Origin of the sequence: Novosphingobium sp. BL-52-GroH, from assembly GCF_044813085.1 — a bacterium.
Taxonomy (GTDB): domain Bacteria; phylum Pseudomonadota; class Alphaproteobacteria; order Sphingomonadales; family Sphingomonadaceae; genus Novosphingobium.
The window spans coordinates 1,175,693-1,199,610 of sequence record NZ_CP171149.1; the positions used below are offsets into that span (position 1 = coordinate 1,175,693).

Below are 23,918 nucleotides of genomic sequence, written 5' to 3' on the forward strand. Positions count from 1 at the left end.
GGTAGGCGCACTCCCCTGGTGGCGGCGATCTGCGTGGTGATGTCCCAAAGACGTAGCGCCTCGTCCGACGAAGACGAAGTTGCCGGCGCGGGGCATGTCAGCCGCAGCCGACGACGCCGCCATCGACAGGAATCTGCGCTCCGGTCACGTAAGCGCCCGCGCGCGAGCACAGGAAGACGACGATGCCTGCGATGTCCTCCGGCGTGCCCAGTCGCTTCATCGGGATATGCGCCAGAAGGGCGGGATCGACCCGATCGTCCTCGCGCATGTGCGCGGTCATCTTGGTGGGGAAGAAGCCCGGGATCACGGCGTTGACTGTGATGTTGCGTTCGGCCAAGTCGCCGGCCAGGTCCCGGCTCATCATGTGCACCGCCGCCTTGCTGGCTGCATAGCTGTAGGCGCTCAACCGTTCCGTCTTCATGCCGGCGACCGATCCGATGTTGATGATGCGCGCCGGGTCCAGCGGGGCACCCGCTGCGCTCAATTGCGGCAGCAGTTCGCGGATCATGGTGAAGGGCGTCTGGACGTTGACCGCCATCACCCCGGGCCAGGCCTTGTCCGGAAACGAATCGATCGACCCACCCCAGGTCTTGCCGGCGTTGTTGACGAGGATGTGGCATTCCCCGAGGGCTTCCCGGTAGCGTGCCACAAGGTCCACCGCCGCTTCCGGGGTCGACAGGTCCGCGGGCAGGGCGACGCACGTGCCAAGGCCATCCATCTCCCTTGCCGCCGCTTCGCAGACCTCTGCCTTGCGCGACGTGACGGCGACCGTGGCACCGGCCCTGAGAAGACCTTCCGCGATCATCCTGCCCAGGCCCTGCGCCCCCCCGGTGACGAGCGCCTTCTTGCCGGCAAGGCTGAACAGGTCGCTCACATCGTCACCACGACTTTGCCGAACTTGTGCGCATCGCGCAGGTGCAGAAGCGCTTCCCTGGCCTGTGCCAGCGGATACGTCGCTTCGATCACCGGCTTGATCGCGTGCGTGTCTGCGAAGGCCAGCATGTCCCTGAAGTCCTGCGGATCGCCCACCTGGCTACCTACGATGCTGGCGCTCTTGAGGAAGATGTCGGTGGCGTTGAACTTGATCTCGTTCCCGGCAGTCGAGCCATAGATGACGATCCGCGCACCCGGATTGATCGCGCGTACGTAGTTGGCGAAACTGGGCGAGGGTGCGCCGTCGAGCACGACGTCGATGCCGCCGGTCAGCTTGCCGACCTGCTTGCGCCAGTCGGGATCGGTATAGAGCAGGCCGCCCTTCGCACCCATGGCGACCGCGCGGTCGATCACTTCCTGGCTCTCGCCGGTCACGTAGACGTTGGCACCCTTGGCCACCGCGAAAGCAAGGCCGAAGGTCGCCACGCCGCCGCCGACGCCGCTGATGAGGACGGTCTCGCCGGCCTCGAGACGCCCCTTGAACATCAGGGCGCGCCAGGAGGTCAGCGCGGTAAGCGGCATCGCGCCCGCTTCCTCGAAGCTCATGAAGGCAGGCTTGGGGGCCAGATTGCCCGCAGGCACACAGATGTACTCCGCGATGGTCCCGGCAAAGGGCATCCCCAGCAGGCCGAAGTCGTCAGCGGGCGCGTGGCGGTCGGGTCCCCAGTTGCGTGCAGGGTACAAGACCACTTCATCGCCTTGGGTGACGCCCGAGACGCCTTCGCCGACCATGTCGACCACGCCGGCACCGTCGCAGCCGAGAGTCACCGGCAGCGTCATGCCCGGATATTGCCCGTGAGTAATGAACAGTTCTCGATGGTTGACCGAAGCTGCCCGCACGGCGACCCGTACCTCACCCGGACCGGGGAGTGGCGTCTCCACATCCGTAACGACAACAGCCTCAGGGCCGCCCGCCCGGTCGAGATAGAGAGCCTTCATGGTCAACCTTTCCTACTTCGCATGCAAGCAAGCGCCTGCCGGCAGACTGGGAGTCTCGCACATTCGCGGCGCGCTCCCCCGTAAGTGAGCGTGGACAATGTCCCGCACCGTTGATGACCTATCTGCCGATAGGGAAAGAAGCTTGCATTTAAGATTTCGCTGCGTGAAATATATTCCGAAGAACAGAACGAATCGCGGAAAATCGCGAAGCTCTCGGGAGAGACAAGATGAACGTTGTACCAACTACGATTTTGCCGCCCAGGGTGATGCGCACGGTAGTGAGCCGCAAGACGATCGAGGACCTGACCGAAAAGGTGGCCCGGTCGAGGCTCACGGCGGTGTCGGCGCCTGCCGGCAGCGGCAAGACTACGGCCATTCTTTATTGGGCGGATCGGCTGCGCGAGCAAGGCCGCCCGGTACTGTGGCTGGCGGCACGGGCAGGGATCAGCGGCAAGGCCTCGTTCCTGCAGGCGCTCCAGGCGGCAGGAAATGCTGCCGGGCTGGACTGGCAGGATCTGACCGCCGACGCCCCGGACGAATCATGGCTGCGAGCGATCGCGACGCACCAGGCGGTCGCGCCGGTGATCGTCATCGACGACGCGCAGCTTCTGGAGGCGCCAATCCTTGAATTCGTCGCCCAGCTTTCGGCCAGTGCGCGCGATGCACTGACCATCATCGTGGCAGCCCGCGGGGCCATCGGCCTGCCGCTCGCAAGGATGCGGGCGCTAGGTTTCCTCGTGGAAGTCGGCAATGCGGAGTTGTGCTTCACTCTGGCGGAAGCGACCGAACTGATAACCCGCAGCGTCGCCGGGCCGGTGGATACGCAGGCGCTACACGACATCGTCCGGGACACGCAAGGATGGGTTTCGGGCATCGTCATCGCCTGCGAACTCTACCGGCACGAAAGCCCGGGCTCGACCAATCTGCGAATCACTGGCTTGCGTCCCGAATTCGCGGAGTATTTCCACGAGGAAGTTGTCGGGCAGCAGCCCGAAGATATCCGTCGCTTCCTGGTGGACACCTCGATCCTCGACGAATTGACGCCTGCGGCCTGCGCCGCCGTCACCGGCGACGAGAATGCCCGTACGATGCTCGATCGGGTATTCCGCCAGGGCCTGTTCCTCCACGCCATCGACGAGGAGCACAGCCGTTACAGCTATCACCGCATGTTCCGCGAGATGGTATTGGGCCGCCTGATGGACCGCGCTCCTTCGCGCGCGGCCGTGATGCACAAGCGCGCCAGCCGTCATTTTGCGGGACAGGGACAATTGCAGGTCGCAATCGAGCACGCCCGGCTGAGCGGGGACATGGAGTTTCTGGCCGACCAGCTCGATCGTCTTGCCGATCCGCTGACGTATTCGGGCTTCTTGTACCGTGTCGACGAGCTTGGCGCGGAAATGCCCTGGACGTTGCTCGAACGACGTCCCCACTTGCTGCTTGCGCTGGCTTGGCGGCGTATCAGGCAACTGTCGTTCGTTTCGGCCGATCGCTTCATCGCGGCGGCACAGAAGACCTGCGACGAGCAGCGGGCGTCGGGTGACATATCGGGCCACGATGCCGACCAGCTCCAACTCATCATCCGTCATCGGCTGGTGATGCTGCATGCCGCGCGCGACGACATGGTCAGTGTAGAAGCGCAGGCCGAAACCTTGCTGGTCGAATTGAGCGATGGCCACGCCTATCTGAATTGCACTCTGCTCGCGCAGCTCATGTCGGCGCGCCGCGAGCTTTATCATTTCAGCGACATGCTCAAGCTCGAAGCCGAAACCCGGGTCGCGCTCGCACGACCAGGGTCCGGCTTTGCCTCGATCGCGCTGAAGGCCTCTGTCGCGCCGACGCTGATGGCGCAGGGCAAGACGCAGTTCGCCCGTCGCTTCTTGGAAGAAGCCCTCGGACTGGCCCGCCAGATCCATGGTGAAGGGTCCGGCCTGGCCGCCCTCCCGGCGCTGCCGCTGGCCGAACTGCTCTACGACGCCAACGATCTCTCTGGTGCCGCAGCTCTCGTGGAGAGCTATCTGCCGGTCGTGCGCGAATGGGCCTTCGCAGACCAGATGGCGTCCGGCTATCTTGTCAATGCCCGCCTCCGTGCGGCACACGGCGATCTTCCGGGCGCCTTGTCCACGCTTAACGACGCCCACCTCGTGGCGATCGAGTGCGGCCTGGAGCGCCTGCGCGCGATCGTCGTGGCCGAAGAGGTACGGCTTCTGGTGAAGGCCGGGCAGATCGAGGAAGCCGAGCGCCATTTTCTCGCCGGCGATCCCCAACTGGACGGGGAGCCGATCCCGACCTTGCGTCCCACCCGTCGCAACGAGAGCATCGCCATCGCCTGGCTGCGGATCGAAATGCAGCGCCATCGGTTGGGCCGTGCGCGCAAGGTAGCCTATCGCTGGCTCGAATTCGTCAAGCGCAGTGGCGCTACGCGGTCGGCCGTGACCTTCGAGCTGCTGCTGGCGGAAATCGCGGTGCTTCAGGGTAATCGTTCGGAAGCGCGCCGTGCGGTGCGGGCGGCGGTGGAGATGGCCGAGCCGGCGGGCTGGGTGCGGGTGTTCATCGACGAAGGCGAGGTGATCTCCTCGTTGCTGGTCGAGGCCTATTCGAACGGCCCCGAGCTGGAAACCCCGGCGGATCGCTTCGCGGTCGGGTTGGTGTCGCTCATGCGCGCCGGGCCGAAGATCCGTACCGACGAGGAAGTCGAAGAGGACGACGATGACTTTGGCCTCACCGGACGGCTGGCCAACCGCGAGGTCGACATTCTCACCATGGTCGGTGGAGGCTTGCGCAATCGCGAGATCGGGGACCGGCTCGGCCTCACCGAAGGCACCGTCAAGTGGTACATGCAGCAGATCTACGACAAGCTGGGCGTGCGGCGGCGGCCGCAGGCCGTGCTGCGGGCCCGCCAGCTGGGCATTCTTCCCTGACGCTGTGCCCGGGGCAACCCGGGCCGCTCCCGTTCGCTCCGCTTGCGCCTATCGAAGGATAGATTGCGACCGGTGGTTGACCTGCCAACTCCCGCCGGCGCGAAAGGAACCGTCATGTCCAAACGTAAAGTCATCATCAGTTGCGCCGTCACCGGGGCCATCCACACCCCGTCGATGTCGCCTTATCTGCCGGTCACGGCGGAGGAGATCGCGCAATCGGCGATCGGCGCCGCCGAGGCGGGCGCCGCGATCATCCACCTGCACGCGCGCAATCCCGTCGACGGGCGGCCGGACCAGAACCCGGACCTGTTCGAGCCCTTCCTCAAGGTTATCAAGCAGCGCAGCGACGCGGTCATCAACCTGACCACCGGCGGCCACCCCTCGATGACCGTCGAGGAGCGCATCCGCCCGGCGAAGACCTTCGCGCCCGAAGTCGCCAGCCTCAACATGGGGACGATGGGCTTCGGTCTGTTCCCGATGCTGGACCGCTACAAGGAGTTCAAGCACGACTGGGAACCGGCAGCGCTCGAAGCGTCGCGCGACCTGGTGTTCAAGAACACCTATGCCGACATCGAACACCTGCTGACGACGCTGTCTCCGCTGGGCACGCGCTTCGAATTCGAATGCTACGACACCAGCCACCTCTACAATCTCAAGTATTTCCTCGACCGCGGCCTGGTGAAGGCGCCGCTGTTCATCCAGACGTGCTTTGGCATCCTGGGCGGCATCGGCGGCCATCCCGACGACGTGATGCACATGAAGCGCACTGCCGACCGCCTGTTCGGCGACCAGTACGAATGGTCGGTCCTGGGGGCGGGGGCGCGTCAGATGGGGATCGTCGCCATGGCCGCCTCGATGGGCGGCAACGTCCGCGTGGGGCTCGAGGACTCGTTGTGGGGCGGGCGCGGCAGGCTTGCCGAGACCAACGCCGAGCAGGTCCGCACCGCGCGACAGATCATCGAAGGGATGGGGCTCGAGGTCGCCACGCCTGATGAGGCGCGCGCGATGCTCGACCTCAAGGGCGCCGATCGGACCAGCATCTGATGGAAGAGCCGAGGGGGCCGCTCGCCGGCATCCGCATCGTCGAGATCGACGCGATCGGGCCGGTGCCGCTGGCGGCGATGCTGCTGGCGGACATGGGCGCCGACATCGTGCGTGTGGCGCGTCCGCCCAGCGCCGGGGTGGGAGATTGGGAAGACGTCGGGGGCGACATCCTCCACCGCAGCCGCGCGGTGGTCCACCTGGATCTCAAGCAGGATGCCGACCGCGCCCGGCTGCTGGACCTGGTCGAGCGGGCGGACGGGCTGATCGAGGGCTATCGCCCGGGTGTCATGGAACGCCTCGGCGTGGGACCCGATGCCTGCCTGGCACGCAATCCGCGCCTTGTCTTCGCCCGCATGACCGGGTGGGGGCAGACCGGCCCGCTGGCGCTGCGCGCCGGGCACGACATCAACTACCTCGCCATCACCGGGGCGCTGCACGCGATGGGCGAGAAGGGCAGTCCGCCGCCGGTGCCGCTCAACCTCGTGGGCGATTACGGCGGCGGGGCGATGTTCCTGATCGCCGGCATGCTGAGCGCGCTGCTGTCCGCCCAGCGCACGGGGCGGGGGCAGGTCGTGGACGCGTGCATCACCGACGGCGTCGCCTCGCTGATGAGCCTGTTCTACGCCTGGCAGCCCAAGGGGCTGTGGGAAGACGCGCCCGGCTCCAACCTGCTCGACGGCGCCGCGCCGTTCTATCGCACCTATGCCTGCGCCGATGGCGGCCATGTCGCGGTGGGATGCCTGGAGCCCAAGTTCTTCGCGCAGATGGTCGAAGGACTGGGGCTTGCGGATCGCGGCTACGACCAGAACGCGCGCGCCGGATGGCCGGCGATGGAAGCCGACTTCGCCGCCGCTTTCGCGAGCCGGCCGCGCGATGAATGGGCCGCGCTGTTCGCCGCAACCGATGCCTGTGTCACCCCGGTCCTGTCGATGGCCGAGGCGCCGAGCCATCCGCACAACCGGGCACGAGGCACGTTCGTGGAGCGCAACGCGATCGCCCAGCCGGCGCCCGCACCGCGTCTGTCCAACACCCCAGCCGCCATTCGCGAACCCGGGGCGCTGACGATAGGCGATGCCATAAATGCTTGGTCCTGACCGGACAGATTCATCCATGAACCGACGTTGCGCCACGGATGTGCAAAAGCGCAACACCAAGAAGAATTAGTGAGGGAACGCCCCACCCCTATCGAGCGACAGGTGGAGGGCGTGGGTGCAATTCGCCATTTTGCAGGGGCACCAAGTCCTGACCAACGATCGGGGCGGCGAGTCAATTATTTGGAGGGGATCAATATGCAAAACAAATTTCTGAAATGCGCTCTTTTCTCGACGGTGGCAGTTCTTGCGACGCCGGCCGCCGCACAGGAAAGCGCTGCCCCGGCATCGCAGCCCGAGGTTATAAGTTCATCCGACATCGTCGTGACCGCGCGTCGACGCGCGGAGCGTCTGCAGGACGTATCGGTCTCGATCACGGCGTTCTCGGCCGAAGCGCTTGAGCGCAGCACGATTCAGACGGTCAGCGATGTCAAGACGATCGCACCCGGGTTCACATTCTCTTCGGAAGGTGGCAAGGACAACGTCGCCCTTACCTTGCGCGGTATCGGCCAGTTGCCGCTCGGGGAAGTGACCCCCGGCGTCGTCATCTACCTCAACGACATCCCGTTGCCGTCGGTTGGTTCTAACGTGCCGACTTACGACATCAGCAGCATTCAGGTTCTGAAAGGCCCGCAAGGCACGCTGTTCGGGCGTAATACTTTGGGCGGCGCGGTTGTTATCGGCAGCCAGAAGCCGAGCTACGAATTCGAAGGCTATGTCGAGGGAACGTATGGCCGCTTCGACTACCGCGAAATCCAGGGTGCGGTGAACATCCCCATCATCGCGGACAAGGTGGCGTTGCGCGCCGCCGGCCAGATCCGCCGCCAGGACCCGCGCACGGTCGCCTTCGACGGCGGTCCCGGCTTCGACGACATCCACCAGGACGGCTTCCGTCTCTCGTTGCTGCTCGAGCCGGTGGACGGGATCAAGAGCACGACCATCTACGAATACTTCAAGGCTGACGAACTGGCGGGCGGCCTATACCTGCTTCGCCAGAACTACCCGTTCGCCGCGCTGGGTCTGGGCGTCGTCGATCCGCAGGTGTCCGCGGCGCTTGCGACGCAACGCGGCAATCGCCGCGGTTCGTTCGATGGCGGCATCGATGGCGGTAGGGCATATCGCAAGACCACCTCGATCACGAACGACACATCCTTCAACTTCGGTGCGCTGACGTTGCGCAACATCTTCGGTTATCGAAAGAACTACAGCGACCAGCTCATCAACACTGGAGGGCTTCCGCTGTTGCAGATTCCGACTGGGCTCGCCGCTCCGGCCACCGTGCCGTTCACGCTGTTCACCGCCGCGTCGATCCTTGACCGCCAGTATCTGACCAACGAAACCCAGTTGCTGGGCGATTTCGATGGTTTCAACTTCATCGCCGGCGTCTTCTACAACAACGACAAGCCTGCCGGAGCCAGCGGTTCGCAGTTCACCGCCTTCTCCGTCGGTTCCGTGCCCGCCCCCGCCGTCACCGCCCACGTTCGCAACAAGAACTGGGCCGTCTATGGCCAGATCGGCTACGAGATCACGGACAAGCTGAAGCTCAACCTTGGTGCACGCTACAGTTGGGATAAAGTCTCGGCCTGCGGCGGTACGATCGGTACTACCTATGCTACGGAAAGCACCTGTCTGGACGTAGCTGCAACCGGCGCGCTCGATGGCGTCGGCACTGTATCGAACAAGGGCGAGGAGCCGAGCTGGACCATCGGGCTCGATTACAAGCCCAATCCCGACTGGCTGCTCTACGTCGTGTCGCGGCGCGGCTATCGCGGCGCGAACATCAATACTCCGTTGTTCGAGACGCCTTTCACCACCGGCGGTGTCAATCCGGCTTGCGTCGCCACCGGCGGCGTGTGTGCGGACCTTCGGCCGTTCCAGAAAACCGGCGAGGAAACGATCACCGACGTCGAGGTGGGTTCGAAATACGACTACCGTGTCGGTTCGGCGCGCGGCCTCCTCAACATCGCCGCGTATTACAGCAAGTACAAGAACGCGCTGCAGTTCCTCAACACGCAGACCACGGTGCCCAACGGTACGCCCGATTCGCCCAGCAACGGTTCTCTGGCTGCGAATGCCGCGGATCTGCGAATCTGGGGCGTGGAACTGGAAGCCTCGATCAGCCCGGTCCGCAGCATGACGATAGGCTTCAACGCTGCCTATACGAACGTCAAGGTCGAGCGCGTGGCCGTGCCGGGTACCTTGCCGTCGACGATCGTGCTGGGCCCGGACCAGATCAACAAGTATTCGCCCAGCTTCTCGGGCACCGCGAGCATCAGCTGGATCATGCCGGTCCGCCCTGCCGATGGTGAACTGACGTTCAACGCGGACTTGTTCATGACCACCGATTTCGGCGGCCAGAACGGCGAGAAGCTGCCCGGCTACGACATCGCCAATGCCCGTCTCGACTTGCGCGGCATTGCCGGTTCCGGTCTCGACCTCGGCGTCTTCGTCAAGAACGTCTTCAACGTAAAGTACTACTCCGCATCGAGCGTCCTGCTGCCGTCGTTCCCGACCAGTTCGGTCTATGCGGGCGAGCCGCGGACCTGGGGCGTCACCGCCAAATACTCGTTCTGAGGGGGGAGGCGGGTCGGGGCTGCGATACCAGCTCCGACCCGCCCTTCGACGGGTGTGCAGGCCATGTGGGCAGGATGAAAGAAGCCATGAAACTGGGTATCTGCAGCATGTGGGGGCAAAGCCTGGACGCGTTCCGGGATGAAGTGCGCCTTGCCTCGGATCTGGGGTTTGACCTTGTTACCGTGGGAGACTCGCCGGCCGGTTGGCACGAACTCTACGTGTCTCTGACCCTCGCCGCGTTGGAGGCGCCCCGCGCCACGCTTGCGCCGTTGGTCACCTCCCCGTTCATGCGCCACCCCCTGGTCACTGCTGCTGCGCTCGGCAGCATCGACGACCTGTCCGGGGGACGCGTCGCGCTGGGGCTGGCGACGGGTGGCAGCACTGTGCTGGCGATCGGACGTCCGCCGGCGACACAAGTGGAGATCCGCGCCGAGTTCGATGCCTTGCGAGGGCTTTTTGCGGGCCAGGCAGTGGAAAGCGGAGGCGCCCAAGTAAAGCCGCCTCGCTTCACCCGACCGATTCCGATCTACTATTCGGCCTTCGGCCCGAAAGCCTTGGCCTTGGCCGGAGAGCGGGCCGACGGCGTTATCCTTTTCGCGGGCGAGCGCCATTTGGACGGCCTGCGCGAACGTATAGCCACAGTGCGCCAGGCGGCTGCTGCGGCCGGACGCGATGGTGACGGGATCGATGTATGGGTCGTCTCGTTCGCCTCGATCCGGGACAGTCGTGCCGAGGCCATCGAGGACCTGAAGTCCTTCATCGTCGTCAACGGCATGGCGATGCGCACGCCCGAGGCGATGGCGCGGATACCCTCGCAGTTTCGCGGCAAGATCGAGGAATTGCACGCCCGCTATGATCCGACCGAGCATGTCGTGGTCGGTGGGCGCAACGTGGCCTTGATGGAAGAACTTGGCTTGACCGAATACCTCGCCGAGTTCGATACGTTCGCCGGTCCGGTAGAGTCGGCGACCACTATGCTGCGGGACCTCGAGGCGATGGGTGTTTCGACTTTCATCGCTGCGCTTCCCGGTCATGCGGCACCGCAGGAGACGATCCGGGGACTGGCCAAAGCCCGGAGTGCGATGTGACGTTGGACAAGCTGTATCGAAGCAGCGATGACGCGCGGGCAATTGTCGAACAATTTTCACGTGTAGAACTGGGCGCCATGATGAATATGGCGGAAGAGTTGACGCTGGTTGGGCATGGGCGGCGGGTTACGTATTCGCGAAAGGTGTTCATCCCGCTGACCAAGCTGTGTCGTGACGTCTGCCATTACTGCACGTTCGCGACCACCCCGGCGAAGGCGGGCACAGCCTATCTCGGTGCGCAGGAAGTCCTGGCTATCGCGCGAGCGGGCGTCGAGGCAGGTTGCCGCGAAGCGCTGTTCACCTTGGGTGACGTTCCCGAAGCCCGTTACGCTGCCGCCCGCGAGGCGCTGGCAGCGCTGGGCCACACCTCGACCTTGTCCTATCTCGCCGAGATGGCGCAATTGGTCTTGCGCGAGACCGGTCTGCTGCCGCATCTCAATCCGGGGCTTATGGACGCGGGCGACTATGCCATGCTGCGTCCCCATGCCGCTTCGATGGGGATCATGCTGGAAAGCGGGGCCGAGCGCCTGTGCGAGCGCGGCGGCCCTCACTTCGGTTCGCCCGACAAGGCACCTGCGCGTCGTCTCGCGGCGATCGGGGAGGCAGGCCGCGCGAAAGTACCGTTCACAACGGGTCTGCTGATCGGGATCGGCGAAACCCGGGCCGAGCAGATCGAAGCGCTGGTGGCGATCCGCGATCTGCATCGTCGTTACGGCCATATCCAGGAAGTCATCATCCAGAATTTCCGGGCCAAGCCGGGTACGCGGATGGAAATGCATGCGGAACCCGCGTTGGAAGACCATCTGTGGGCCATCGCGGCGGCGCGCCTGATCCTGGGGCCCGAGATGACCATACAGGCGCCGCCCAATCTGCACGAGCGGATCGATCTCGCCCCGCTCATCCGCGCGGGCGTCAACGATTGGGGCGGCATTTCTCCCGTCACACCGGATCATGTCAACCCCGAGGCCCCGTGGCCGCATCTGGAAATCCTCGAGACCGCTACGCGCCATGCCGGCCGCGCGCTCGCTCAGCGGCTCGCGATCGGGCCTCGCCATGCACTGGGCGCGCTCGAATGGGCCGACCCCGCGATGGCGACCCGCGTGTTGCGTGCGATCGACGGGCGAGGACTGCCAAAGCTGGACGATTGGGCGGCCGGGCGTGGTGATGCGGTGCCTGAACTCGGCTGTGTCGGAGGGCAGGCCGTATCCGCGGAAGTCGACGTAATTCTGCAGCGCGCCGAGGCGGAACAGGCCCTGACGGAACGCGATATCGAGACTCTGTTCGATGCCGAGGAGGATGACCTCGCCGCAATCGTGGCCCTGGCGGACCGCTTGCGCGCGCAATGCGCCGGAGACACGCTGACATATGCGGTCAACCGCAACATCAACTACACCAACATCTGCCTGTACAAATGTGGTTTCTGCGCCTTTTCCAAAGGTAGCACCAAGGCGATGCGTGGCCCTGCCTACCGTCTCGACATGGCGGAAATCGGCCGCCGCGCTGCGGAAGCCTGGGAACGCGGCGCTACCGAAGTATGCCTTCAGGGCGGCATCCACCCGGACTATGACGGCAACACGTACCTCGACGTGCTGCGGACGGTGAAGGAAGCCGCGCCACGTATCCATATCCATGCGTTTTCGCCGCTCGAAGTTACCCATGGGGCGAGCACGCTCGGGTTGCCTTTGGAGGATTACCTGGCGCGTCTGAAGGCTGCGGGCCTGGGGTCGCTGCCGGGGACCGCGGCCGAGATCCTCGATCCGGACATCCGTGCCGTGATCTGTCCCGACAAAGTGACCGCCGACGAGTGGATCGAAGTCATGCGCGTCGCGCACGGCGTCGGCTTGCGCAGCACGGCCACGATCATGTTCGGCCATGTCGAGCAGTATCGCCACTGGGCCCGCCATCTCCTGCGCATCCGCGCCTTGCAGGAAGAGACCGGCGGTTTCACCGAATTCGTGCCGCTGCCGTTCGTACACATGGAATCGCCGATCTGGCGCAAGGGTCTCGCGCGCTCCGGGCCTAGCTATCGCGAGGCGGTTCTGATGCATGCGATAGCGCGCATCGTGTTGCATCCGGTCATCACCAACATACAGGTTTCGTGGGTCAAGATGGGCCCGGAAGGCGCTGCAATCGCACTGGATGCCGGTGCCAACGACATGGGCGGTACGCTGATGGACGAGTCCATCACGCGCGCCGCCGGCGGTGTCAACGGGCAGGAATTCGGCCCTGCGGAGATGCGGGCACTGGCCCTTTCGGTCGACCGCCCGGTACGCCAACGCACGACGCTTTACCGCGATGTCGCCATCTCTCTTCCGGCTCACGGGGCTGGCGGCTGACACGCCGCCGTTTCAAACCACGAGGAAATTCCAAGCATGAGCCTATCAACCATCGCCGTGGTCGGCGGCACCGGCAATCTCGGCGCGGCAATCGCCTGGCGTCTCGCCCGGGCGGGCTACCCGGTCGTGATCGGATCACGCAGCGCGGAAAGCGCCATGAAGGCGGCGGAGGAACTGGGCCACGGGTTACGGGGGGCGACCAACGCCGATGCGGCCGTTCAAGGCGATATCATAATCGTCACCGTGCCGTTCGCGGCACAGGATACGACACTTGCCGACATTGCCCCGCACGTAGCCGGTAAACTGGTGGTCGATACCACCGTGCCGCTGGTGCCACCGCGCGTCATGCGCGTGCAACTGCCGGCAGAGGGATCGGCGGCAGTCAAGGCGCAGGCTGCCCTGGGAGACGGGGTGACGCTGGTATCGGCCTTCCACAACGTTGCTGCCCACAAGCTCGCGAAGGACGTCGATGTCGGCTGCGACGTACTGGTGTTCGGCGATGACAAGGAAGCGCGCGCGCGCGTGGTCGACCTGGCGGACGCGATGGGTCTGCGCGGACTTCACGGGGGCGCTCTGGCCAACTCCGCTGCCGCCGAGGCGCTGACCTCCATCCTAATTTTCCTCAACAAGACCTACAAGGTGGACGGCGCAGGGATTCGCATCACTGGAGACCTCGTCGCGCCCGAACAATAGCGCACTGACGGAAGGATCGTCGTTTGGATCGATGGACCGCTCTGGTGGCGATCAAGCAGGGTGCCCAGGCGAAGTCGCGCCTGGCGGGACTGCTCGACCTGCCGACGCGGACCATGCTGGCAGATGCCATGGCACACCATGTCGTATCCTGCCTGCATGCCGTAGACGCGATCGACGACATCCGTCTCCTCTCTCCCGCGCCGGTCATGGCGGGTATGACGACCTGGATGCCGGATGGCGGGGCAGGGCTGAATACGGAACTGGAGCGTGCCTGCGCGGCCTTGCCGCCCCGGCCGCTGCTCGTCATCCACGCGGATCTGCCGTTCCTTGCGGTCGTTGACCTCGAGGAGCTTCTGGCGAGCGCATCACGCAGCGGTGTGGCCATCGCTCCTGATCGCCATGGCGGAGGCACCAATGCGCTGGCCTTAAACACGTCCCGCCCTTGCCGCTTCGCATTTGGGCCCGATAGCCTGGCGCGGCATCGCCTTCTTTGGCCGCGCGCGGCGATCGTACAACGGCGGGGGTTGGCCTTCGATCTCGACACGCCCGAAGATTTTGCCGAGATCGATGGCGGAGGGGTGCTGCCCGCCTTCGCCTGCGGCTGAGGTTGTCGTCACTGTGTCGGGCGCCTTTCCTTGGGAAGGTGCGATCGGTGGCCGCTGGCCGATCTTGTTCGCCGACATAAACCAGAGGGGGAGCAGGGTATGAAGCTGAACGTCGGAGTGCCCAACAGCATGCACGTTGCGGCGATGACCCAGCCATGGGAACATGCGTTGACGGGCGACGACATCGGCCGCGCGCTGCAGGTCGCCGACGATCTTGGCTTTCACAAGTGCATGCTGGGCGAGCATTTCATCATGCCGCGCGAGCACGTCGCGCTGTCGGGCGACCATTACGTCCATGGCACGGTGGCGCTGGCCTTCCTGGCCGGGCGCACCAGAAGGATGCGGGTCAGTTCCTCGGTGTCGATCCTGCCGCTGCAGAGCCCGATTGTGCAGGCCAAGGCCTGGGCCACGCTCGACTGGCTTAGCGGGGGCAGGGCGACCGCGCTGTTCGGCGTGGGCTGGCTAAAGGACGAATTCGACATGCTCGGCGTCGACTTCCACCAGCGCGGCCGGATAGCCGACGAATACGTCGCCGCGATCATCGAATTGTGGACCTCCGACAATCCCGCGTTCGACGGCCAGTTCGTGAAGTTCAAGGGCGTCGGCTTCGCGCCCAAGCCGGTGCAGCAGCCGCGGCTGCCGATCTGGTTCGGCGGCGATGCGGAACCTGTACTGAGGCGCGTGGCGAAATTCGGCGATGGCTGGTCGCCGTTCCGCACGCCGCCGGAAAAATTCCCCGAATGCCTCGACCTGATCCGTTCGCAGCCCGAATACGACGGCCGGCCGATCGACCTGTTCTTCGCGCTGGAAATGCTCAACGTCGGCGCGCACCACGAGATCATGGACGATCCGCGCGCGCCGGGCACGCGCGATGCGCAGAAGATCATCGACCAGATCGGATGGCTCAAGGAACTGGGTGTCAACGAAACCATCGTACCGCTGCCGCCCGGCATTTCGGGGCTCGACGAATATCTCGACCGATTGCGCTGGGTGGCCGAAGAGATCATGCCCAAGGTTTGAACCTGCCCGGCGGAAGGGGGCAACGCCGGCCGCGTGGGGCACCACGGCGCTAAAGACAGGGAGCAGGAGCTCACGATGCGCGAATTCGATGTCGTTGTGGTGGGGTCGGGCGCGGCCGGAATGACAGCGGCGATCCGTGCCGCGGCCGAGGGTGCCAGCGTGCTGGTGCTTGAAAAGGCGGCCTGGTTCGGCGGGACCACTTCGGTTTCGGGCGGCGGCATCTGGATCCCGGAAAGCCCGCAGGCGCGTAAGGCGGGCGTCGCAGACAGCCGCGCCATCGCGCGCCAGTACGTGCTGGATGTGATCGGGCCAACGGCGGAGCCTGCACTGATCGACGCCTATCTCGAAAACGGGCCCGAGATGGTGGAATGGCTCGAGAGTCACAGCGCGGTCCATTTCCTGCTCTCGCCCCCCAGCAGCGACTGGTATCCGCAGGTCGAAGGGGCTGCGGACCATGGGCGCCTGCTCGCGCCGGCCGAATACGACGGCAAGAAGCTGGGCGCGCACTTCGCGGACCTGCGCCCCGCGTGCCAGGAGTTCAACGCGCCGGGCGGCTTCATGATCGACTTGTTCGACCTGCCCTACCTGGCTGACATGCCTTCGGCCCGATCCGTGTTCCATTTCGGCAAGCTGGTGGCGCGGTTCGGAGTGGACAAGCTGCGCCGCTTTCCGCGCGGGACCCGGCTGACGATGGGCAATGCCCTCGCTGCCAGGTTGTTGCGCTCGGCGCTGGACGAGGGCGTGACGCTCGAAAAGGAGGCGGCAGTGGACGGACTGGTCGTCAAGGCCGGGCGAGTGACGGGCGTGCGCGTGGGCGGGGAGGAGATCACCGCGCGCGTCGGCGTCCTGCTCGCCTCCGGTGGGTTCTCGGCCAGCGAGCAACTGCGCAAAGCCTACATCCCCTATGCCGAGCAGCACGTCTCGATCCTGCCTTACGAGAACACCGGCGACGGCATGAACATGGGGCTGGAAGCCGGCGCCGCGCTGGCGGGGGACAACATCGTCAATGCGGTATGGGCGGTGGTTTCCAAGATGACCCGGCCCGACGGCTACGTGGCGCGGTATGCGCACCTCATCGACATGTCCAAACCCGGCTGCATCGCGGTCAACGACAAGGGCGAACGCTTCGGCAACGAGGCTTCGGTTCACTTCGTCGAGGCGATGCACGGCACCGGCGCGGTACCGGCGCACATCATCGGCGATGCGGACTTCGTGAAGAAGTACGGGATGGGCATGATCTTCCCCGGCGGTGGCGGGCTCAAGAAACTGATCGCGGCGGGCTACGTGACCGAGGCGCCGACGCTGCGCGGGCTGGCGGAAAAGATCGGCGTCGATCCCGCCGGGCTGGAGGCGACCGTTGCGAAAATCAACCGGTACGCAGAGACCGGCAAGGACGCCGAGTTCGGCAAGGGCGACAGCCAGATCGACATCGAGATCGGCGATCCCAAGCACAAGCCCAACCCGTGCCTCGGCCGGGTGGAGAAAGCGCCGTTCTACGCGATCAAGATCTACCCGGGAGACGGTTCGACCACGGTGGGCCTGAAGATCGACGCACAGTGCCGGGTGATCGGTGCGGATGGCAAGGCGGTGCGCGGGCTCTACGCCGCCGGGCTCGATGCCAACTCGATCTGGCGCGGCAAGTCGCCCGCGCATGGCTGCAATGTGGGACCGGCGATGGTGACCGGCTACATAGCCGGCAAGGTCATGGCCGAGGCGCTCGTCCCCGCCTAGGTTCCAGCACCGCGTAGGAGGGATCGTCGCCATCGCGGCGCCCTCCGAAACTGCCGACCAGCGGGGCGCCGGCGTCGCGCAGCTCATCCATGTCCTGCACGTAGATGCGGTGGTCGATGGCCCAGCGCCCCTCGCGCAGCGACCAGCGGTCGAGGTAGCGGCCGTGTACCGTGCCCACCAGTTCGCGCCCGTCGCGCACGAAGCGCAAGGTGGCGTGGACGTAGGCCTCGCTGGACGCGCACGGGCCGTCGACCTCGACGAGCACGTTGGTGATGCGATGCGCGTGGGCGATCATCTGCGCGTGCGTGGTGCAGACCCAGTCGACGAAGCCGGGCCCGCTGCCCTGGTACATCGCGCCATAGTCAGCCGTGCCGTCCGCGTGCCATACGCGGCGACCCAGGTCGGCGTCGATGCGGTCCATCGCCCGGGCGTAGCGGCTCAATTGGTCGGTGATGGCAAGTCTTGCGGCGATATCGTGGTCAGGCATAGTGTTCTCCCTCTCTCGCCCCAGAGGACCACCATCGCCGCCGCCCGCAACCTGACCGCCGGTAGGCGCGCGTATCAGGCGGAGGCGAGGACCCCGCCAACCCGCGCGCGGGCGGTGGCGACGAGCTGGTAGAGGCCGGCGTTGTATTCGGTCAGTTGGTCCATCGCCAGGTCGCGATACGGCGAGATCGGGCACAGCGAGTCGACCACGTCCCAGAACGGCTCGATCTTTTCCAGCACCTCGTCGACCGGGCTACAGGTCACGAAGGCCTCGACCATCTCGTCGGACACGGTGCCGACGACCTTGGCGATGTCGCCATGTTCGCCCAGGCTCAACTGACACGCGCGAGCCTGGTCGCCGAAGCCGATCGCCTCGAAGAAGGGCTGGTATTCCTTGTAGCCCGAATAGGCGGCGGACCACCGCGCATGGACCATCAGCCTGTCGCCCACTTCCAGAGCCAGCGCGGTCATCTTGTCCTGTAGCGCCGCGATCCAGATCGGGATTTCCTCGCGCACGGGGGGCGGCCGCTCGGCCACCCCCGGGGGATGCTTAGCTCAGAACTGGAACAGTTCCTTGCGCAGGCCGATGATGTCGCTGCAATCGGCGCTGACGTTGTCGCGATAGGCGAAGTCGCCCTTGTCCTGGCGATCGGCCAGTTCCATCATCGCCATGCGGTAGCGCTGGCCGGGCTGGTCGAACTTGCTGTGCAGGTCCTTGCGGTCGGTATGGCGCATGTAGCGCGGGCTCTGCGGCGAGGTCATGTAGCTGTCCTGGCGCGAGACCTTGTAGCTGGCCTTCGGCATGACGTGGCGGAACATAAGCCCGGCGTTCGAGGTGTTCATCACCATTTCCATGCGCGTGCGATCGCGCGTCTCGGGCGTGCAGGGGTGGAACAGCGGTACGTCGTCGCCGGGGCTGAACCGTCCGTAAGCGATGGCGCAGTGCGAGCGCAGGTAGATGCGGATCACCTGGCGCACGTTCTGGGTCGGCTGGCGGATGCCGCTGAAGAACTTCATGATGGGCGCCACTGACTTGTTGACGCAAGTGCGGACCATGGTGACGGTCTCGCTGTCGTAGAAGGTTTCCACCGTCTCGCTGTCCGAACGTTCGTCGCCCACGACATCGGCGTGGAGGAAGTCGGCGTGGGTCAGGTCGATCAGGTTTTCCAGACTGATCGGCGCGGAGGACTCGAACCGCACAGTCGAGGTCATGTACCGCGGCAGGCCGCCCTTGGGCGGCAGGAACGGCAGGCTGGGCAGGTGACGGGGATCGGCCGCTTCGGGATTGCCGAACCACACCCAGATCACGCCATAGTGTTCCATCACCGGATAGCGCCCGCGCGAATCGGTGTAGGCGCTCTTGTCGCGGGCGATCCGTTCGTTGGGATGGAACTCGCTGGCGATGGCGACACCATCCTCGCGCCACACGAAGATCGGATGCGAATAGACGGCGCGGCGCACCGGCTTGCCCGACAGCGCATAGTCGTGCGCTACCGGGAACCAGGCATCGCGCATGACCAGGTTGTGCGGCACCCAACGGTTGATGGCGTTCATGGAGATCGGGCTCGGCCCGCTACCGGTGGGAGCGGATGGGACGTTGTCTTCGTAAGGCGGGGTACGATCGGCTACTTCGAGCATCTTCCTATCCTTCTTCAGGCGGCGACGGTCTGATCGGCGGAATGGCCGGCCGGGGGAGTGGCGGCATCGTGCAGGCTTTCGCGCAAGTCTTCACCATGCAGCGATACGGTCGGCTTGGTGGTGCGCAGCTTCGACCCGTCGACCGAGGACAGCACTGAGAGCGGGTTGATCCCGCGCAGCAGCGCGCCGCGCAGACCCGGCATGCGCTCGCCCAGCGAAGCGCGCCAGCGCACTGCAGTCACGCCGCGCGCAGAGGGCACTGGCGCGAGGACGGCATGGAGCAGTTCCTTGAACTGGTCGTCGCGCAAGGTCAGTTCGGTTTCGCCGCTGACCGGATCGGTGCGGGTCAGCAGCGTAAGCGGAAATTCGGCTACGAAGTGGGCGGGCCAGTGCAACATTTTCCACTGACAGTTGCGCTCCATCACCAGCTTGCCGTTGTCTTCGTGCAGTTCCGACATGAGGTAGGGGCTGAAGTGTACGCCGCGAATGGCGATCACCAGGCCCGGGTCGTCGTAGAGCGCGTTGAGGTATTCCTGGTGGCCGAGGCTGACGTTGGCGGTGCCGCAATAGCCATGGCGCGGTGCGGCACCGGGCGGAACTTCGGCCTTGGGGTTGAGGCAGACGCGCACGAAGCCGGCCTGTTCGGTGACGGCGAAAGCATTGGCGCGATAGACCGGCGGAAACTTCTGCTGGTCCTTCATGTTCGGGATTTCCTTCAGGCGCCCCGTCTCGCCGTCGTAGCTCCAGCCGTGATAGCCGCACTGGATCCAGCCGTTGTCGCGAATGCAGCCGAGCGAAAGCGGCGCACGGCGGTGCGGGCAGCGGTCCTCCAGCGCGCGAGCGATGCCGTCATTGTCGCGCCACAGCACGACCGGCTGATCGCCGATGTCGACCGACAGGGGCTTTTGCGAGGTCACTTCCTCGGACCGGGCCACGGCCCACCAAACATCCTTTTGCAGACTCATAGCGGCATCCCATTTCTCTTTTTCGTAAATTGACGAATGACAATTTATAAGTCAATCTCTTTTCGCTAGGAGGGGCCATGTTCGATCGTCCCATACAAACGCCGCTGCGCACGCGGGGTCGCCCTGCACAGAACGCCATCCTGGCCATTGACGAAGGCGAATTGCTCGGCCTCGTTTTCACGACATTTGCAGAACGGGGGTATGAGGGGACGACGCTGCGCGACTTGTCCAAGCGCCTGGGCGTCAGCCACAATCTGCTGAACGTAAGGTTCGGGCGCAAGGAGGAGTTGTGGATGCGCGCGGTCGACTGGCGGATGGCCAAGGCCTCTGCAACGGTCGTGACGGTGTTCGACGAGAACGCCGACCCGGAAAGCCGCCTGCGCCACCTCGTCGAGCGTTTCTGCCTGTGGGCGACGCGCAATTCCGATATCGTCGCGCTCACCAATTTGGAAGGGTGCCGAGCGACTTGGCGGCTCGACCATATCGTCGATCGCTTCGTGCTGCCGTTCCAGAGGCAACTTGACGACTTGCTCGATGCGGTGCGCCGCGAACGCCCGGTATCCGATCTGTCGACACCTGCGCTGATGGCTCTGCTCGTCCAGGGGGTGGGCTACTACTTCAGTGCCGTGCCGATGCAGGAAAGGCTAGGTGCGGGTTCCGAGGTCGATGGCGATCACTCCGCCGCGCAGGCCGGCCGCATGGCGGCGTTCCTGCTCGCCGCCCTGCTGCCACCGGCTCCGCACGGCGGTTGAGCAGCGCGACGCGAAGCCAGACGGGTGGATCCTCCATCCCGCACGCCGATCTGCCGGGGGACTTTCCGGCCGCCGGCGCCGTCTTATGCGGCTCGTCCGCGTCGTCAGTCCTCGGGCGCGATGGTGACGCGCAGCCCCGAAAGCGCCTCGGTCATCTGCACCTGGCACGACAGTCGCGAATATTCGGTGCGGTGGCCCGATCCGTCGAGCAGATCGTTCTCGTCTTCCGACATCGGCGGCAGCGCGTCGGCGAACGCGGGGTCGACGAAGACGTGGCAGGTGGCGCACGAGCAGCAGCCGCCACACAGCGCCAGCAGTTCGTCGAAGCCGGCGTCGCGGATCGCCTCCATCACGGTGGCGTCGGCGGAAGCCTCGATCATCGTTTGCGTGCCATCGCGCGTGACGACGTTCATTTCGGGCATTGCATAGCTCTTTCGGGTTGGGACGATATTCGGCTTGCCGTACTCACCGTCCGGCGGGCGCAATCCTGCCGGACGGTAGGCTGGGGCGTGCTCTCAGCGGACCTCGATCTCGACCGGGAAGCGGTCGAAGTAGAAGGCGAAGGGGCCCCGCAACTCCTCTCCGGTAACGCGGAAATCGCGTTCCAAGTCATAGACGATCTTGCCTTTCTTCTGTTCGCCGTGCTCCTCGAGATAGGCGTGCAGGTCGGCGAGCACCGCATCGGTGAGCGGGATGTCCGCGATGCGGTAGATTTCCTTGACGATCGGATCCGGGTTGCGGATCCAGTCGTGGAAGTAGACGTCGATGGTTTGTTCAGGCGGCAGCACGTCGCGATCGCGCACGCAGGCCCGCAGTAGCTTCTCGTAGCGGTCCGGCCAGTAGCCCAGCGGCTCGGCGATATCGACCGACTTGCGCAGCATACGCGCCGCATAGGTGTACATCGTAAGCTGCGACCGGATCGATCCAACCGGGTCGCGATGGGTCAGCACGAACGTCGCGTCGGGAAAAGTCCGATACAGCGCGGGCAATTGCTCCATGTGCTGGGGGCACTTGATGACCCACCGATTCGGTCCTTTAAGGAAGGTCAGCACCTGCAGGCACTTCTTGAGGTAGGCATAAGTCCCCGACTGGTCGTGGCTGAGATAATAGTCGCGCCAGCGCGGGACCAGGGCCAGCCATTCGATCAGGTAGGAGGAGAAGTCGACCGCCTGCAGCTCGATGTCCTCGCTGATGTGATCGGGCGAGAATTCGTGCATGATGGCCATGTAAGGCAGCACCGCCTCCATTCCGCGCCAGCCTTCCTCGGCCTTCGTCCAGCGTGGGTTGGGTGCCTGCGTGCTCGGTTCCTCATCGGGCGCGGGCACAGGGGCGATCGCTTCCCACCACGGCAGCGAGCGCAGGCGCTTATCCGCTGACAGCAGGCCGAGCAGATGCGTCGTGCCCGAGCGAGGCAGTCCCGCCACGATGATCGGCCTCTCGATCGCGATATCGAGAATCTCGGGATGCCGCTTCACGATGTCTTCGATGCGAAGCCGCGTGGAGGCCAGGCGGATCATCATCTGGAACAGGTTGGCGCGCGTGACGGCGGAGGCGTTCTCGTCCTCGTCGATCGCTTGGCACCATACGGCGAGGCGCTCGCGGAAGTCGGCGGGACCGAAATCGGCAAGGCCTGTCTGCGCCTGCGCCGCGCCCAGGATCACGTCGGGCTGCAGGACGATCTGATCGCCAGCGGCCTCGGCCGCCGCCCGCACTTGTTTCTGCACTTCGGTGAGCACCGGCGCGTGCAGGTCGGTGATGTCGATGATGTTGCTGCGTGCGGCCTTTTCCTGAGCGGCGGTTCCCATGTCTCTCTCCCGTCGTGAGGCACGGTTCTGCGTGCCGATGCACGATCTAAGACGTTCGACCCGCTCTTCGGCAAGGTGCTGGTCTGTCGCCACCGCGCCAAATTCGCCGTCGGAGCGCCACCATGACCACGATCCCGATCACACGGCGACCGCAGCGGAAGAATGAGGACCGATGATAACCGTTTCCAACGTCCAAGAACCGCAGGCTGGTGTGAGATCGGCGCGGACGGCGGCTTCGACGTGATCCTTCGCCGCCATCGCGCGGTCGGCGGGGTGCTCGCCACCGGAACGAAGGCTAGTGGAATAAAGGCTGGCCGCCGCGTCCCTGTCGGAATGAAGGCGATGGCCCGCTTCGCGGACGCTTATTCCCTGAAGCACGAGCGCACCACTGCCGCCACCGAGCGGATGCGCGCCAGCCGGGCCACCTCCTTGTGGATCAGCATCCACAATGGCAGCGAGACCGAGAACGTTTCCGACAGCACCGCGCGCAAGGCCGGCTGCTCCTGCGCGATGTAGCGTGGCAGCATGATGATCCCGCCGCCCCGGCTGGCGACGGCGGCCTGGACGATGATGTTGGCGCTGGTGAAAGCAAGCCTCACGTCCTGATCGTAGCCGGACAGCACCTTGCTCAGGCTCTGCGCCATCGGCGAGGAGAGGGGATAGCCCACGAAGCGGTGCGCGCGCAGGTCGTCGATTGATTCGATCGGGGCATGGGCCTGCAGGTAGCTCTCTGCGGCATAGAGCGTCATCGACACCGGCCCCAGCGCCGAGATGCGGTGCTCCCCCCGGTCCGGCCGATCCCAGACGACCGCGATGTCCGCCTCGCGCCGGCGCAGGTCGACCGCTTGCGCCAGGCTTACCATCTCGATGTCGAGGTCCGGGTGCGCCGCCTGCAGCCGCGCGATCCGGGGCGCCAGCAGCACGGTGGAAATGCCGTCGGGCGCGCCCAGTCGGACCAGTCCCTCGATGCGCCGATCGGCGTGATGCAACCGCTCTATCGCCTCCTGCGAGGTCCGCTCCATGTCCTCTACGGCGGGGAGAAGCTGCAGGCCCGAGCGGGTCGGCTTGAGGAGCCCCTCGATCCGGTCGAACAGGGTAACGCCCAGTTGCGCTTCCAACGCCGTCAGCCGCCGCCGCACCGTCGCGTCGCTCAGCGCCAGCGAACGCGCCGCTGCGGTGATCGACTGGGTGCGCGTGATCTCGAGAAACACCCGAAGATCGTCCCACTGCCGTTCCATCCCACTCTCCGACATTTTTGAACGAATGCAGATCAAAAATGTCGATATACCCCGAGGGCCGT

At 65.2% G+C, this 23,918-nt stretch carries 20 protein-coding genes; 11 read left to right on the plus strand and 9 right to left on the minus strand.

Going from position 1 to position 23,918, the window contains the following annotated elements:
- Nucleotides 1-97 precede the first annotated feature (97 nt).
- Together ACFFDA_RS05105 and ACFFDA_RS05110 are read right to left on the minus strand one after the other, a co-directional pair.
- Nucleotides 98-874 (minus strand): SDR family oxidoreductase, encoded by a 777-nt coding sequence (locus tag ACFFDA_RS05105; RefSeq protein ID WP_404476609.1) that lies wholly within the window; start codon nt 872-874, stop codon nt 98-100.
- Complete coding sequence (locus ACFFDA_RS05110) at nt 871-1,872, minus strand: zinc-binding alcohol dehydrogenase family protein (protein WP_404476611.1); 1,002 nt, start codon at nt 1,870-1,872, stop codon at nt 871-873. The genes ACFFDA_RS05105 and ACFFDA_RS05110 overlap by 4 nt, the downstream gene beginning before the upstream one ends.
- A gap of 227 nt (nt 1,873-2,099) precedes the next feature.
- On the opposite strand from ACFFDA_RS05110, the gene ACFFDA_RS05115 reads away from it, so the two are divergent.
- The 10 genes from ACFFDA_RS05115 (at nt 2,100) to ACFFDA_RS05160 (ending at nt 16,972) form a co-directional block, all read left to right on the plus strand.
- A complete protein-coding gene (locus ACFFDA_RS05115) occupies nt 2,100-4,790 on the plus strand; it encodes a LuxR C-terminal-related transcriptional regulator (protein ID WP_404476613.1) in 2,691 nt (896 codons plus the stop codon).
- A gap of 114 nt (nt 4,791-4,904) precedes the next feature.
- Nucleotides 4,905-5,834: a 3-keto-5-aminohexanoate cleavage protein gene (locus tag ACFFDA_RS05120; RefSeq protein WP_404476615.1), complete on the plus strand. Its 930-nt coding sequence runs from the start codon at nt 4,905-4,907 to the stop codon at nt 5,832-5,834.
- Nucleotides 5,834-6,928, plus strand: coding sequence for a CaiB/BaiF CoA transferase family protein (locus tag ACFFDA_RS05125; RefSeq protein ID WP_404476618.1), 1,095 nt, complete (start codon nt 5,834-5,836; stop codon nt 6,926-6,928). The genes ACFFDA_RS05120 and ACFFDA_RS05125 overlap by 1 nt, the downstream gene beginning before the upstream one ends.
- A 321-nt stretch (nt 6,929-7,249) precedes the next feature.
- Nucleotides 7,250-9,499 (plus strand): TonB-dependent receptor, encoded by a 2,250-nt coding sequence (locus tag ACFFDA_RS05130; protein ID WP_404476620.1) that lies wholly within the window; start codon nt 7,250-7,252, stop codon nt 9,497-9,499.
- Between the two features lie 86 nt (nt 9,500-9,585).
- Nucleotides 9,586-10,587 carry an LLM class flavin-dependent oxidoreductase gene (locus ACFFDA_RS05135; protein ID WP_404476622.1) on the plus strand — a complete coding sequence of 334 codons (1,002 nt, stop codon included), beginning with the start codon at nt 9,586-9,588 and terminating at the stop codon, nt 10,585-10,587.
- Entirely contained in the window at nt 10,584-12,923 is a 2,340-nt protein-coding gene (gene cofH / locus ACFFDA_RS05140; protein ID WP_404476623.1) for a 5-amino-6-(D-ribitylamino)uracil--L-tyrosine 4-hydroxyphenyl transferase CofH, read from the plus strand. Before ACFFDA_RS05135 ends, cofH begins: the two co-directional genes overlap by 4 nt.
- A gap of 36 nt (nt 12,924-12,959) precedes the next feature.
- A complete protein-coding gene (gene npdG / locus ACFFDA_RS05145; RefSeq protein WP_404476625.1) occupies nt 12,960-13,616 on the plus strand; it encodes an NADPH-dependent F420 reductase in 657 nt (218 codons plus the stop codon).
- Nucleotides 13,617-13,660: 44 nt separating this feature from the next.
- A complete protein-coding gene (gene cofC, locus ACFFDA_RS05150) occupies nt 13,661-14,221 on the plus strand; it encodes a 2-phospho-L-lactate guanylyltransferase (protein WP_404476626.1) in 561 nt (186 codons plus the stop codon).
- Between the two features lie 99 nt (nt 14,222-14,320).
- Nucleotides 14,321-15,241, plus strand: a complete 921-nt coding sequence (locus ACFFDA_RS05155; protein ID WP_404476628.1) for a TIGR03619 family F420-dependent LLM class oxidoreductase — start codon at nt 14,321-14,323, stop codon at nt 15,239-15,241.
- A gap of 75 nt (nt 15,242-15,316) precedes the next feature.
- Nucleotides 15,317-16,972 (plus strand): FAD-dependent oxidoreductase, encoded by a 1,656-nt coding sequence (locus ACFFDA_RS05160; protein ID WP_404476629.1) that lies wholly within the window; start codon nt 15,317-15,319, stop codon nt 16,970-16,972.
- On the opposite strand, the gene ACFFDA_RS05165 is transcribed toward ACFFDA_RS05160, so the two are convergent.
- The 4 genes from ACFFDA_RS05165 to ACFFDA_RS05180 all read right to left on the minus strand — a co-directional run bounded on the left by ACFFDA_RS05165 (nt 16,944) and on the right by ACFFDA_RS05180 (nt 20,031).
- Complete coding sequence (locus ACFFDA_RS05165) at nt 16,944-17,459, minus strand: nuclear transport factor 2 family protein (RefSeq protein WP_404476632.1); 516 nt, start codon at nt 17,457-17,459, stop codon at nt 16,944-16,946. The two genes, ACFFDA_RS05160 and ACFFDA_RS05165, sit on opposite strands and share 29 nt — an antisense overlap.
- 74 nt (nt 17,460-17,533) lie before the next feature.
- Nucleotides 17,534-17,974, minus strand: coding sequence for a hypothetical protein (locus ACFFDA_RS05170; RefSeq protein WP_404476633.1), 441 nt, complete (start codon nt 17,972-17,974; stop codon nt 17,534-17,536).
- 39 nt (nt 17,975-18,013) lie between these two features.
- Nucleotides 18,014-19,096 carry an oxygenase gene (locus ACFFDA_RS05175; protein ID WP_404476635.1) on the minus strand — a complete coding sequence of 361 codons (1,083 nt, stop codon included), beginning with the start codon at nt 19,094-19,096 and terminating at the stop codon, nt 18,014-18,016.
- A gap of 14 nt (nt 19,097-19,110) precedes the next feature.
- On the minus strand, nt 19,111-20,031 hold the full coding sequence (locus tag ACFFDA_RS05180; protein WP_404476636.1) for a Rieske 2Fe-2S domain-containing protein: 921 nt from the start codon (nt 20,029-20,031) through the stop codon (nt 19,111-19,113).
- A 107-nt stretch (nt 20,032-20,138) separates the two neighbouring features.
- On the opposite strand from ACFFDA_RS05180, the gene ACFFDA_RS05185 reads away from it, so the two are divergent.
- A complete protein-coding gene (locus ACFFDA_RS05185) occupies nt 20,139-20,813 on the plus strand; it encodes a TetR/AcrR family transcriptional regulator (RefSeq protein ID WP_404476638.1) in 675 nt (224 codons plus the stop codon).
- 104 nt (nt 20,814-20,917) lie between these two features.
- Here the strand turns inward: ACFFDA_RS05185 and ACFFDA_RS05190 are convergent, their stop codons facing one another.
- From ACFFDA_RS05190 to ACFFDA_RS05200, 3 genes are all read right to left on the minus strand, one after another.
- Nucleotides 20,918-21,235, minus strand: coding sequence for a 2Fe-2S iron-sulfur cluster-binding protein (locus ACFFDA_RS05190; protein ID WP_404476640.1), 318 nt, complete (start codon nt 21,233-21,235; stop codon nt 20,918-20,920).
- Nucleotides 21,236-21,328: 93 nt separating this feature from the next.
- The gene (locus tag ACFFDA_RS05195) at nt 21,329-22,618 is read right to left on the minus strand and encodes a sulfotransferase family protein (RefSeq protein ID WP_404476642.1); all 1,290 of its coding nucleotides are present in this window, start codon (nt 22,616-22,618) and stop codon (nt 21,329-21,331) included.
- Nucleotides 22,619-22,980: 362 nt separating this feature from the next.
- Nucleotides 22,981-23,856, minus strand: coding sequence for a LysR family transcriptional regulator (locus ACFFDA_RS05200; protein ID WP_404476644.1), 876 nt, complete (start codon nt 23,854-23,856; stop codon nt 22,981-22,983).
- Nucleotides 23,857-23,918 lie beyond the last annotated feature (62 nt).

Excerpts from the sequence above, each read along its gene's own strand:
- npdG (WP_404476625.1), top strand. The coding sequence starts at position 12,960 with ATGAGCCTATCAACCATCGCCGTGGTCGGCGGCACCGGCAATCTCGGC.
- ACFFDA_RS05195 (WP_404476642.1), bottom strand. The coding sequence starts at position 22,618 with ATGGGAACCGCCGCTCAGGAAAAGGCCGCACGCAGCAACATCATCGAC.
- ACFFDA_RS05200 (WP_404476644.1), bottom strand. The coding sequence starts at position 23,856 with ATGGAACGGCAGTGGGACGATCTTCGGGTGTTTCTCGAGATCACGCGC.
- ACFFDA_RS05115 (WP_404476613.1), top strand. The coding sequence starts at position 2,100 with ATGAACGTTGTACCAACTACGATTTTGCCGCCCAGGGTGATGCGCACG.
- ACFFDA_RS05190 (WP_404476640.1), bottom strand. The coding sequence starts at position 21,235 with ATGCCCGAAATGAACGTCGTCACGCGCGATGGCACGCAAACGATGATC.
- ACFFDA_RS05120 (WP_404476615.1), top strand. The coding sequence starts at position 4,905 with ATGTCCAAACGTAAAGTCATCATCAGTTGCGCCGTCACCGGGGCCATC.
- ACFFDA_RS05110 (WP_404476611.1), bottom strand. The coding sequence starts at position 1,872 with ATGAAGGCTCTCTATCTCGACCGGGCGGGCGGCCCTGAGGCTGTTGTC.
- ACFFDA_RS05125 (WP_404476618.1), top strand. The coding sequence starts at position 5,834 with ATGGAAGAGCCGAGGGGGCCGCTCGCCGGCATCCGCATCGTCGAGATC.
- ACFFDA_RS05185 (WP_404476638.1), top strand. The coding sequence starts at position 20,139 with ATGTTCGATCGTCCCATACAAACGCCGCTGCGCACGCGGGGTCGCCCT.
- ACFFDA_RS05165 (WP_404476632.1), bottom strand. The coding sequence starts at position 17,459 with ATGCCTGACCACGATATCGCCGCAAGACTTGCCATCACCGACCAATTG.
- ACFFDA_RS05135 (WP_404476622.1), top strand. The coding sequence starts at position 9,586 with ATGAAACTGGGTATCTGCAGCATGTGGGGGCAAAGCCTGGACGCGTTC.
- ACFFDA_RS05160 (WP_404476629.1), top strand. The coding sequence starts at position 15,317 with ATGCGCGAATTCGATGTCGTTGTGGTGGGGTCGGGCGCGGCCGGAATG.
- ACFFDA_RS05175 (WP_404476635.1), bottom strand. The coding sequence starts at position 19,096 with ATGCTCGAAGTAGCCGATCGTACCCCGCCTTACGAAGACAACGTCCCA.
- ACFFDA_RS05155 (WP_404476628.1), top strand. The coding sequence starts at position 14,321 with ATGAAGCTGAACGTCGGAGTGCCCAACAGCATGCACGTTGCGGCGATG.